Source organism: Microvirga terrae, assembly GCF_013307435.2.
GTDB classification, from domain to species: domain Bacteria; phylum Pseudomonadota; class Alphaproteobacteria; order Rhizobiales; family Beijerinckiaceae; genus Microvirga; species Microvirga terrae.
The window spans coordinates 3,282,595-3,294,073 of sequence record NZ_CP102845.1 but is presented as its reverse complement, the minus strand read 5'-3'; the positions used below and the strand labels follow the sequence as shown (position 1 = coordinate 3,294,073).

The window sequence follows — 11,479 nt, the reverse complement described above, 5'->3', positions numbered from 1 at the left end:
AGTCGTGGTTTCGCGCTATGGGGGAATGTGCGGAGGAGAGCGGTGCCATGGTGCGTATCCTGATCGCCGACGACCATGACGTGGTCCGTTCCGGGCTCCACACGATCCTGAGCGCTCAACCGGGCTGGGAGGTGGTGGCCGAGGCCGAGAACGGGCGGCAGGCCGTACAGCTTGCTGCCGAGACACAGCCGGACGTGGCCATCCTCGATTATCAGCTCCCGCTTCTCAACGGCGTCGACGCCACGCGCGAGATCCGCGCTTTCCAGCGCCAGACCGAGGTGCTGATCTTCACCATGCATGAGAGCGAGCCCCTGCTGAGGGAGCTGCTCCAGGCCGGCGCGCGGGGATACCTGCTCAAGTCCGACGCCCGCAAGTTCCTGATCGCAGCGGTGGAGTCGCTCTCCCATCACAAACCATTCTTTACGGGAAAGATCTCAGAGACGCTCCTGAACGCCTATCTGGCGCACGGCCACGCGGTCGACAGCACCCTGACCACGCGGGAACGAAGCGTGGTCCAGCTGATCGCCGAGGGCCACAGCAACAAGGAGGTGGCGCAGATTCTGGGGGTCAACCTCAAGACGGTGGAAAGCCACCGTGCTGCGGCCATGCGCAAAGTCAATGTCAAATCCACCGCCACCCTGGTGCGCTACGCGATCCGCAACAAGCTCGTCGAACCGTAGGCGACATGCCCGAAGCAAATTCAGGGATCATTCCCGGGCGCGTCAGGTTGCTCCTCGGTTGCGACACGACACAGGTTGAAGGATGATCACGCCATCATATGCGGTGGCCACCCTGTATCCCGGGATGCGGGTTCCCGACGTATTGCGCGTTGCTGTTGACCGTCGGGCGAGGGGCCATGAACCACTGCGGGAGCGTGGTTCTCGTGCGGCTGAAACCGAGCGAGGATCTCGAGGTTGATCTTACCCCCGAAGGCCGTCGCTCTTCATGATCGTGCTGGTATCATTCCGCCGGTGCGGCGGAGGCGACGCCGATGACTTGGGCGGATGGTTCTTCGCCGAGCCAGCGGTAGAGGATGATCCTGGAACTGCGCGGTTTTAGGAAAACCAGAGGCGGGATCAGGAACTACCGAGGTCCACGAGCCGATCGACCGTATCCGCAGGACCGTCGGTTGAGTCGGCGAAGGATCGGTTCTGACGTGGCAGGTTGCCGCCTGGAAGCCGGGGCCACTGTCAGCAGGGAGCACCGCTCGCCGGACGCGGAGCTTTCCCGCCAAGCTCTCGCAGGCCACTATCGCCGTTTGCTCCGTTCGGACGAGACGTTCTCGGCAGCGTCCTGAACGGCCGTGGCCGGGTCGATCTAGTCGAGGATACGCCGGCCCGCGTCGTCCCGCCGCGAGGGTTCGAACCTGGAACCCTAGTGGATAAGCAGCCGGAGAGCCGGAGACACAAGCTTCAAACCTGGATGGGAGGAAAAGCCGCAAACTGCTTGAAAGAAGAGCTGGCTGGGGGACCTGGATTCGAACCAAGACTAACGGAGTCAGAGTCCGCTGTTCTACCATTAAACTATCCCCCATCGAAGCCACGGGGATCCTTTGACCTGTCTGGTGCGTGTCTCAGCATGTCAGGCGGGATCCGGAACCGGCGTCGCGGTTGGCGCTGAGATAGGGGGCTTTTGACGCGTCGTCAAGCCTTCAAATCGGGCCCCGCTCGCGAACCCCCTATGTGTCCAGCGACCCGCCTTCCGGCGGAGCGTTCAGGTCGAGCTCCGATCTGAGCCGGGCCTCGTCCTCCGCCGCCTCGGCGTCGGCGGCGATGCGCTCGTACCGGTCCAGGGCCCCTTGAAGGATGTAGGCGGCGGCCATCTTGTCGACCGCGTCGGCCCGCTTGGCCCGGGAGGCGTCTGCGTCCAGGAGGGTGCGGGTCACCACCATGGTGGACATCCGCTCGTCCCAGAACAGGACCGGCAGGGGCAGGAGGGGCTTCAGGTTGCGAACGAAGGCGCGGGTGGCCTGGGAGCGGGGGCCCTCCGTGCCGTCCATGTTGAGCGGCAGGCCGAAGACGAGGCCACCAACCTCATAGCGCGCGGCGAGATCCTTGATGCGCCCCACATCTGGGGTGAACTTCACCCGCTTGATCGTCTCGAGAGGCGTCGCGATCCGCCGCTCCACGTCGGAGAGGGCGAGACCGATAGTCTTGGTGCCCAGATCAAGGCCCATGAGGCGGGCCCGTGGCGCCAGTCCGTCAATGAAGGCGACCAGTTCGTCGTCGCGTGAGATCATGGGTTGCCTCCTCGTCGAACCTGCCGGATCCAGCCAGTACAGGGGAAGTCGCTCCGCGTCGAGATCAGGCTGCGCGGCTTGCGGGACCGGGAGATGATGGGGCAGGACTTGCGGTATCGGCGCTGGACCGCAAGGCGTCTCCCGATTTCGTGAACAGATGGCAGGATTCCCGGTCAAGTTCGAGACCTACCATCGCGCCGACCGAGTGACGCGCGTCGCCGGGCTCGCGCAATGTCAGGCGGCGGCCCTGGCCGACATCCACATAGAGAAGATGGTTCTCGCCCAGTTGCTCCACCAGCTCGACCCGCCCCGTGAACGAACCCTGAGCACTCACGCGCACATGGTCGGGCCTTACCCCGAGCGTGACGTTATCGCCCGGCTGGACGCGTTCCGGTGCGGCCGGAACCGCAAGAGTGCCGCCGCTCGGCAGGGCGACCAGCACCTCGTTCGGTCCGACGCCCGCGATCGGACAGGGAATGAAGTTCATCTGCGGCGAGCCGATGAAGCCGGCGACGAAGAGGTTGGCCGGGCGGTGATAGAGCTCGAGCGGCGTGCCCACCTGCTCGATTCGGCCTGCATTGAGCACCACGATCCGATCGGCGAGAGTCATGGCCTCCACCTGGTCGTGCGTCACGTAGATCATCGTGGCACGGGTGTCCGTGTGAAGCTTGGCGATCTCGATTCGGGTCTGGACGCGCAGCGCCGCGTCGAGGTTCGAGAGCGGCTCGTCGAAGAGGAACACTTTCGGATCGCGCACGATGGCGCGACCGATGGCGACACGCTGGCGCTGACCGCCGGAGAGCTGCCTTGGTTTGCGGTCGAGGAGTGAGTCGATCTGGAGCAGGCGCGCGGCCTCGCGCACCTTGGCGTCGATCTCGGCTTTCGAGGATTTCGCCAGCTCCAGGCCGAAGGCCATGTTGTCGTAGACGGTCATGTGAGGATAGAGCGCGTAGGATTGGAACACCATTGCGATCCCGCGTTTGGCCGGAACGAGGTCGTTCACGCGGTCGCCTCCGATGAAGAGCTCGCCCGCCGTGATGTCCTCGAGACCGGCGATGAGGCGGAGCAGGGTCGACTTCCCGCAGCCGGACGGGCCGACGAAGACCACGAACTCGCCGTCGCGGATGTCGAGATCGATGCCGTGGATGACCTTCACCCGGGCGAAGGATTTCTGCACGTTCTTGAGGACGACATCAGCCATTGCATGTATTTCCTTGGACTAACCCTTCACGGCACCGGCCGTCAGTCCCGCCACGATCTTGCGCTGGAAGACGAGCACGAGCGCGATGATCGGGATGGTCACGATCACGGACCCGGCCATGATGGTGCCCCAGGGCAGCTCGTAAGCCGTCGATCCGCTCATGAGGGCGATGGCGGGCGGCACCGTGCGCCGCTCGTTGGTGAGCGTGAAGGTGAGGGCGAAGAGAAACTCGTTCCACGAGACGATGAAGGCGAGGAGACCCGTGGTCACGGCGGCCGGCGCCATGAGCGGCAGAAACACCCGCCGCACCACGATCCACGGAGTTGCGCCGTCGACGAAGGCCGCCTCCTCGATCTCCTTCGGCAGGTCGCGCATGAAAGTTGTGAGCACCCAGATCGTGAAGGGCAGGGTGAGCATGAGATTGGCCAGAATCAGGCCGGGCAAGGTGTTGTAGAGGCCAAAAGCCCGGATCAGCTCGAACATGCCGGCGAGCACCGCCACCTGTGGGAACATCGAGACGGCGAGGATCGTCATGAGCAGCAGTGAGCGGCCGCGAAACGCAATACGTCCGAACGCATAGGCGGCCGTGATCCCCAGACCCAGCGACAAGGCGACAACGGCGCCCGACACGATGACGGAGTTCAGGATGTTGCGGCCGAAGGGCTGGCGCTCGAACACCGCCGCATAGTTCGTCAGGTCGAGGCGCTCGGGCCAGTAGGCCACCGAGAACAATTGGCTTCCAGAGCGAAACGACGAGATGATCGCGTAATAGAAGGGGAACAGCGCGAAAAGCGCGATGACGATCACGAGCAGCCAAAAGCCCGCCCGGGCGAGAAGCTTCATCGCGGATCCTCTCCGAGACGCACGCGCCCGGCCGCGAGCGTGATCACGACGACGAGGGCGATGATGAGGAAAATCAGGGTCGCGGCGGCGGAGCCGAGTCCCACCTCCTGAAAGTCCACGAGCTGCTGGCGCGCATAGACCGACATGGAGGCCGTTTCCTTGGCGTTCGACGTCAGGACGTAGATCAGGTCGAACACCCGCATGGCATCGAGAGAGCGGAAGATCACCGCGACGAGCAGCGCCGACTTGATGAGCGGCAGGGTCACGCGGAAGAAGACCCGGATGGGGGATACGCCGTCGACTTTCGCGGCCTCGTAGATGTCCTGCGGCAACATCTGAAGAGCGGCCAGAATGAGCAGGGCCATGAATGAGGTGTGCTTCCAGACATCCACCATGACGGCGGCCCACAAGGCCGTGTCGGCATTCGCCGTCCATGGCACCGGGGCGGCGATCAGGCCGATACGCAGGAGGAGGTCGTTGATGACGCCGAACTGGTCGTGCAGCATCCAGTTCCACATCTTGGCCGACACGATGGTCGGGATTGCCCAAGGAATGAGGATGACGGCCCGCATGAGGCCGCGGCCCGGAAAGGCCGCGTTCAGGATCAGCGCGACCACCATTCCGAGCACTGTTTCGAGGGAGACGGACACCAGTGTGAACCAGAGGGTATTCCAGACGGAATGCCACCAGTCAGGCTCGGTCAGGATCCCGAACCACTCGCCGTCGTAGTTGGCGAGGTAGTTCTCAAGGCCGATGAACTCGTACTCGCTCAGCGAATTGAGGCTGGCATCTGTGAAGCTGAACCAGATCGTCCGCGCCAGGGGCCAACCCGCGATGAGCGCAACCACGACCAGGCTCGGCGCGACGAAGAGCCAGGCCGCCCTGATGCGCGAGCGCGTGAGGGAGGAGCGGCGTCCCTTGACAATCACCTGCCCGGGAGCGCTGGCCTCGGCGACGGCACCGCTCATGATCATTGCCAGCCGTTGCGCTTGATCCGCTTGAGGTCCCGGTCGAGGCGGTTGAGCGCCTGCGAGGGGTCAGACTTCTTGGACAGCACCTGGTGGACGGCGTTGAAGAACTCGGTTGAAACCTTGTTGTAGTTCTGTCCCGTCACGGTCGCGGGGCGCGCGACCGCATTGCTGAACACGTCCACGAGGTCGCCGATGAACGGATTGGCCCTAGAGATGTCTGTGTCACTGTAGAGCGACACGATGGTCGGGTTGAAGGAGCCTGCAACCGCCCGGCGCTTCTGCTCAGCCTCGCTCGTCAGATACATCACGAGATCCGTCGCGGCATCCGTGTTCTTGGAGTATTTCGAGACGGCGAGAAGTTGGCCGCCAAGAGTACCCGCGTGGCGCCCGTCGGCTCCCCCTTTCGGCAGGGGTGCGATTCCGACCTTGTCCTTGATGGTGCTGTCGCCGCCCTGCGCCAGTGCCCAAGCATAGGGCCAGTTGCGCATGAACGCTGCATTGCCGGCCTGGAAGATGCCGCGGGCTTCCTCCTCCGTGTAGTTGAGAACGCCTTCGGGCGTAATCGTTCCGACCCAGCCCGCCGCCGCCTTCAGCGCCTCGGCGGCCTTCGGGTTCTCAATGGTGACCTCGCCCTTCTCGTCCACGATGGTTCCGCCGTTATGGGAGGCGACCCATTCCAGCGCATTGGTCGTCAGCCCCTCGTAGGCGCGGCCCTGCCAGGTGTAGCCCCAGAAGTCGGCTTTTCCCTCCTTGCGCTCGCCTTCCTGGATGAGGCGCGCCGTCTCGCCGAGATCGGCCCAGGTCTCCGGCACGGGCCGCTTGTATTTGTCCAGAAGGTCCTTGCGGTAGTAGAGCAGGCCGGCATCGGCAAACCAGGGTATGGCCATGAGCTTGCCCTCGACGCGGCTCGTCTCGACCATGGCGGGAAGATGGTCGCCGATGATGGCTTGTCCCTTGGAGGTCAGGTCGAGCAGGTGGTTGCCCAGGGTGCCCGTCCAGACCACGTCGATCTGGAACACGTCGATGTCGCCGGCGCCGGCCGCAAGGAGCTGCTGGAAGAGTGCCAGACGCTCCGTCGCGGAGTTGGGCGTCGAGACGATCTTGACCGTGTTACCGGTCTTGGCCGCCCAGGCATCGACGCCCTGCTTGCAGATCTCGTATTCCTTGCCCAGCGCGCTGCATGAGATCGAGATCTCGACCCCCCAGGCGCTGGTAGTGGCGAGAAGCCCTGCGGCGGCTGCGAGGCTGGCGATGAGGCGCGACATGGCTATCCTCCTGCAGGCTTGAGGTTTATTGCTTAGCTTCTTAAAGCCCCACTGGCCGATTTGTTCCTATCGAACGTGGTCAAGGGAGCGCTTCCGCTCCATCTGATGTTGCCGAAAACGAGGGTGTTCTCATGAAAATCACATGGTTCGGTCATTCCGCCTTCCGTCTCGACTTTGCCGGCAAGGCCCTGCTCATCGATCCGTTCTTCACCGGCAATCCGGCATTCGAAGGCGACAGGGCGAAGATCACCGACGGCGTCTCTCACATCCTGCTCACCCACGGCCATGGAGACCATGTGGGAGATACGGCCGATATCGCGAAGGCGACCGGCGCTAAAGTGGTGACCAATTTCGAGCTCTGCATGTATCTCGCCAAGCAGGGCGTCGAGAGCTTCGATCCCATGAACACGGGCGGTACGACCGACCAGGGCGGCTTCACCGTCACCCTCGTGCGGGCGGACCACTCCTCGGGCTTGGTGGAAATGGACGTGAATTTCCCGCTCGGCAGCGCCAACGGGATCATCGTGAAGGCGCCCGGTGAGCCGACCGTCTATCACATGGGTGATACCGACATCTTCGGCGACATGGCCCTGATCGCCGAGATTCATAGGCCGGACGTGGTGATCGTGCCCATCGGCGACCGCTTCACCATGGGGCCGGAGGTCGCGGCGCTCGCGGTCGAGCGCTATTTCAGCGGCGCCAAGGCGGCCATCCCCTGCCATTACGCCTCCTTCCCGCCGCTCGTCCCCGATGCGGACCGCTTCGTGGCGGCACTGGACGGCAAGGGCATCCAGGTCGTGGTGCCTCACAAGACGGTAGGCGTGACGGTGTGAGGTCTACCCTCGACGTCATCGCCGGCCTCGTGGCGATGATCCCGCTTGTTTGAGGTGCGGCGCTCTTCCGGATCGGGATGGCCGGCACAAGGCCGGCCATGACGGGCGCAGGGTGGCGGGACGGGGGAGCGTCGCGCTGCGGTGCGGGTTCGTGATCTGTGCGCTGTCAAAGAGCAGCACCTGTGGGCCCGCAGCTTGCGCTGCGAGCCTGTCAGGAGGATCGAGGGTGGCGCGAGTGGCAGCCCGGCTCGATGTCTGAGGTGATAAGCGAGAGCCAAGCTGCTCGTCGCGCACGGTTCTTTTCAGGCGGACCAGCTGGACGGAGCCCAAGGTCGGCCTCCTGCGCGCCCAGGGGTGCGAAGCCTGTCGCAGGACCGTGCCGGCTCCCACACTTGCGACGCCTCGCGAGCGCGCCCCTCGCAGGAACCGATCTGTCCAACGATATAGCTTAGCTTGCACCGGTTGTCAAGAACAAAATGAGAACACATCGTTGCACAGACCCTGCCACGTCATCACGGGCCCTGGGCCGGTGATCTCGATCCGTAAGGCACGGCGCCTCACATGATCGGGATGGCCGGGACAAGCCCGGTCATGACGTCGAGGGTGTTAGGACGGACAGAAGGTGGCGAGGAAGAGCGCCGCGCCTCACCGCAGCGGGATGGCCGGGACAAGCCCGGCCATGACACGGGAGGAGGGGGGCGCGACAGGCAGAGGGTGGCCATGACGTGCGGATGAGGGAACGGCCAGTGATGACTGGGGGAGGGTATCATCCTCAGGCCACGCCGAAGACAGGAGAGGCCCGTCCCGTCACATCCAGCGTTGCCCCGCGAGGCGGGCGGGTGCTATAGGCCGGCCAGCAGATTTCCAAGGGGTATGACCATTCATGTCGGTCGATGAGAAAACGGTCCGCCGCATCGCCCATCTGGCGCGCATTGCCGTGACGGATGCGGAGGTGCCCCATCTCCAGGGCGAGCTCAACGCGATTCTCTCCTTCGTGGAGCAGCTCAACGAGGTGAATGTCGAGGGCGTCGAGCCGATGACCTCCGTGACGCCCATGGTCATGAAGAAGCGCCAGGATGGCGTGACCGATGGCGGCATTCCCGAGAAGATCGTCGAAAACGCTCCGGCAACGGAAGACAACTTCTTCCTGGTGCCGAAGGTGGTCGAGTAGGGCCGCGAGCCTTCCCACCGATCCTGAAATGAAGGCGCAGATGGCCGGGACGATCCCGCTCGAGGCGCCGAGACAAGAGATCCAGTCCCGTGAACGAACTGACCCATCTCACGATTGCCGAAGCCCGCGACGGCCTGAAGGCCAAGACCTTTTCCGCGACCGAGCTGGCGCAGGCCCATCTCGCCGCCATGGAGAAGGCGAGGGCGCTCAACGCCTATCTGGTCGAGACGCCCGAGAAGGCGCTCGCCATGGCCAAGACCTCGGACGAGAAGATCGCCCGCGGTGAGGGAGGGGCGCTCGAGGGTATCCCGCTCGGAATCAAGGACCTGTTCTGCACCGAGGGCGTCACCACGACGGCCGGCTCCAAGATCCTCGGCAATTTCATCCCGCCTTATGAGTCGACGGTCACCCGGAACCTCTGGAACGACGGCGCCGTGATGCTCGGCAAGCTCAATCTGGACGAATTCGCCATGGGCTCGTCCAACGAGACCAGCGCCTTCGGGCCGGTGGTGTCGCCCTGGCGGCGCGAGGGCTCGAATGTGAGCGCCGGAGCCTCCGGGGCCATCGAGGGCACTCATCTGGTGCCCGGCGGCTCCTCGGGCGGGTCGGCGGCGGCCGTTGCCGCTCACCTCTGCCTGGGCGCCACCGCGACGGACACCGGCGGATCGATCCGCCAGCCGGCGGCGTTCACCGGCACGGTCGGCATCAAGCCGACCTATGGGCGCGTCTCCCGCTGGGGCACCGTGGCCTTCGCCTCGTCGCTCGATCAGGCCGGCTCGATCACCCGCTCCGTGCGGGATTCGGCCATCATGCTCCGCTCCATGGCCGGGCCCGACCCCAAGGACACCACCTGCGTGGACCTGCCGGTGCCCGATTTCGAGGCTGCGGTTTCTCGGGGCGTGAAGGGTCTCAAGATCGGCATTCCCAAGGAATACCGGATCGACGGCATGTCGCCCGAGATCGAGCAGCTCTGGCATCAGGGCGCCGAGTGGCTGCGCGCCGCCGGGGCCGAGATCGTCGAGGTGTCGCTTCCGCACACCAAGTACGCGCTGCCCGCCTACTACATCGTTGCGCCGGCTGAGGCTTCCTCGAACCTCGCCCGTTACGACGGCGTGCGCTACGGCCTGCGCGAGAACGGCCGGGACATCGTCGATCTCTACGAGAAGACCCGCGCAGCCGGCTTCGGCCGCGAGGTCAAGCGCCGCATCATGATCGGTACCTACGTGCTCTCGGCGGGGTATTACGACGCCTATTACGTCCGGGCGCAGAAGCTGCGCACCCTGATCAAGCGGGACTTCGAGGAGGTCTACGCCCAGGGCGTGCACGCGATCCTGACCCCGGCCACCCCATCGTCCGCCTTCGGCATTGGCGAGAAGGGCTCGGGCGATCCGGTCGAGATGTATCTCAACGACATCTTCACCGTGACGGTGAACATGGCAGGCCTGCCGGGCATTGCCGTGCCGGCCGGGCTCGATGCCCAGGGGTTGCCGCTGGGGCTCCAGCTCATCGGTCGCGCGTTCGACGAGGAAACCCTCTTCGCGGCCGGCCAGGTGATCGAGGATTCTGCCGGCCGCCTCACGCTGCCGCAGGCCTGGTGGGCATGACGACGTGCATCCCACGGTTCCCGTCATTCACCTCTGGGACTGGCTGCCCGCCGCCTTCGATCCTGTTCTGATCCTCGTCGCTGTCTGGCTCGGCTGGAAGGCCGACCAGTTCGGCAAGGTGTTGATCGTCGGCATGATCGCGCTCGCTGTATCGGCGCTCGTCTCCTGGGCCATCAGCAGCATGGGCGTGCCCTGGATTGCCCCTGTGCGTTCGGACGCGCTGACCCTGTTCCCGGTTCGCTTCGTCGCCGGGCTGCTCTGGGCAAGCGCCGCGTTTGCGGCTCGGCGAGTGGCGAGGCGGTAGTCGGCCCCGATTGTCCTTGTGCCACAGTTCGGCCGGCGCCGAAGCATCGTAAGGCGACTTAGGTCCTGGCCTGTGTCAGATTCGTGCTGCCGTCCACCACAGCACACGGAACTGAACTCATGGCGACGAGCCAACCGAAGCCCAACCATGCCGTCGAGCTCTCGCTCCTGCTCGTTCTCGCGACGCTGTGGGCGTCGTCCTACACCTTCATCAAAATCGGCATCGACACGATCCCGCCCGTCACCCTGATCGCCGCCCGCACGCTGATCGCGGGAGGGATCCTTGTGCTGATCATGCGGTGGCGCGGGATCCGCCTGCCACGGGACGGGGCGAGCTGTCGCAACTTCGCCGTTCAGGCCTGCCTCAACAGCGTCATGCCGTTTACGCTGATCGCCTGGGCGGAGAGATCCATCGATGCGGGTCTGGCGGTCATCCTGAACTCGATGACGCCAGTCTTCACGTTCCTGATCACATGGCTCTGGTCCCAGCATGAGGCGACGTCGCTCCGAAAGCTCGCTGGGGTCGTCCTGGGCCTTGCCGGAACATGTATCATCGTCGGCAGCCAAGCCTTCGCCCATGTCGGCCAGGAGCTGACCGCGCAGCTCGCCGTCGTGCTGGCCACGGTCTGCTACGCGGGAGCAGCCATCTTCGGCCGTACGTTCAAGAATCTCGACCCGATGGCGCCGGCGGCCGGATCGCTCCTGTCCGGGGCCGTGATCCTACTGCCCCTGAGCCTGATCGTTGATCGGCCGTGGACGCTGGCTCCGTCGGGAGCCTCGATCCTGGCGCTGGCCGGACTGGCCGTGTTCTCGACCGCCCTGGCCTTCGCGATCTATTTCCGTCTGATCCGGACTCTCGGCTCGGTGGGCGCCACGGCCCAGGCCTATCTGCGGGCACCCATCGGGATCGCCATCGGGGCGTATTTCCTTGGGGAGAGCCTCAGCGAAGCGGCCTGGATCGGTCTTCTCTGCATCCTTGCCGGTGTGGCCTTCATGACCGTGCCTGAAAGGACCCGGAAGGCTGCCGTTCAGGCTGCATGAAATCCGCC

At 64.7% G+C, this 11,479-nt stretch carries 11 protein-coding genes and 1 tRNA gene; 6 read left to right on the top strand and 6 right to left on the bottom strand.

Annotation, left to right across the window (positions count from 1 at the left end):
- The first annotated feature begins 47 nt into the window (after positions 1-47).
- Positions 48-680, top strand: a complete 633-nt coding sequence (locus HPT29_RS15520) for a response regulator transcription factor (protein WP_173949195.1) — start codon at positions 48-50, stop codon at positions 678-680.
- Between the two features lie 779 nt (positions 681-1,459).
- On the opposite strand, the gene HPT29_RS15515 is transcribed toward HPT29_RS15520, so the two are convergent.
- The 6 genes from HPT29_RS15515 to HPT29_RS15490 form a co-directional block, all read right to left on the bottom strand.
- Positions 1,460-1,533, bottom strand: a tRNA-Gln gene (locus HPT29_RS15515).
- Between the two features lie 145 nt (positions 1,534-1,678).
- Positions 1,679-2,239: a Holliday junction resolvase RuvX gene (gene ruvX / locus HPT29_RS15510; RefSeq protein ID WP_173949196.1), complete on the bottom strand. Its 561-nt coding sequence runs from the start codon at positions 2,237-2,239 to the stop codon at positions 1,679-1,681.
- A 64-nt stretch (positions 2,240-2,303) separates the two neighbouring features.
- The gene (locus HPT29_RS15505) at positions 2,304-3,440 is read right to left on the bottom strand and encodes an ABC transporter ATP-binding protein (RefSeq protein ID WP_173949197.1); all 1,137 of its coding nucleotides are present in this window, start codon (positions 3,438-3,440) and stop codon (positions 2,304-2,306) included.
- Positions 3,441-3,458: 18 nt separating this feature from the next.
- Positions 3,459-4,283 carry a carbohydrate ABC transporter permease gene (locus tag HPT29_RS15500; protein WP_173949198.1) on the bottom strand — a complete coding sequence of 275 codons (825 nt, stop codon included), beginning with the start codon at positions 4,281-4,283 and terminating at the stop codon, positions 3,459-3,461.
- Positions 4,280-5,251 carry a carbohydrate ABC transporter permease gene (locus HPT29_RS15495; protein WP_173949199.1) on the bottom strand — a complete coding sequence of 324 codons (972 nt, stop codon included), beginning with the start codon at positions 5,249-5,251 and terminating at the stop codon, positions 4,280-4,282. The genes HPT29_RS15500 and HPT29_RS15495 overlap by 4 nt, the downstream gene beginning before the upstream one ends.
- 2 nt (positions 5,252-5,253) lie before the next feature.
- On the bottom strand, positions 5,254-6,519 hold the full coding sequence (locus tag HPT29_RS15490) for an ABC transporter substrate-binding protein (protein ID WP_173949200.1): 1,266 nt from the start codon (positions 6,517-6,519) through the stop codon (positions 5,254-5,256).
- Positions 6,520-6,650: 131 nt separating this feature from the next.
- On the opposite strand from HPT29_RS15490, the gene HPT29_RS15485 reads away from it, so the two are divergent.
- From HPT29_RS15485 to HPT29_RS15465, 5 genes are all read left to right on the top strand, one after another.
- Positions 6,651-7,352: a metal-dependent hydrolase gene (locus HPT29_RS15485; protein ID WP_173949201.1), complete on the top strand. Its 702-nt coding sequence runs from the start codon at positions 6,651-6,653 to the stop codon at positions 7,350-7,352.
- 883 nt (positions 7,353-8,235) lie between these two features.
- Positions 8,236-8,523 carry an Asp-tRNA(Asn)/Glu-tRNA(Gln) amidotransferase subunit GatC gene (gatC, locus tag HPT29_RS15480; protein WP_173948243.1) on the top strand — a complete coding sequence of 96 codons (288 nt, stop codon included), beginning with the start codon at positions 8,236-8,238 and terminating at the stop codon, positions 8,521-8,523.
- Between the two features lie 89 nt (positions 8,524-8,612).
- Positions 8,613-10,127 carry an Asp-tRNA(Asn)/Glu-tRNA(Gln) amidotransferase subunit GatA gene (gene gatA / locus HPT29_RS15475; protein ID WP_173948242.1) on the top strand — a complete coding sequence of 505 codons (1,515 nt, stop codon included), beginning with the start codon at positions 8,613-8,615 and terminating at the stop codon, positions 10,125-10,127.
- A 4-nt stretch (positions 10,128-10,131) separates the two neighbouring features.
- Positions 10,132-10,431: a hypothetical protein gene (locus tag HPT29_RS15470; protein WP_173948241.1), complete on the top strand. Its 300-nt coding sequence runs from the start codon at positions 10,132-10,134 to the stop codon at positions 10,429-10,431.
- 119 nt (positions 10,432-10,550) lie between these two features.
- Positions 10,551-11,471, top strand: a complete 921-nt coding sequence (locus tag HPT29_RS15465; RefSeq protein ID WP_173948240.1) for a DMT family transporter — start codon at positions 10,551-10,553, stop codon at positions 11,469-11,471.
- Positions 11,472-11,479: the final 8 nt, after the last annotated feature.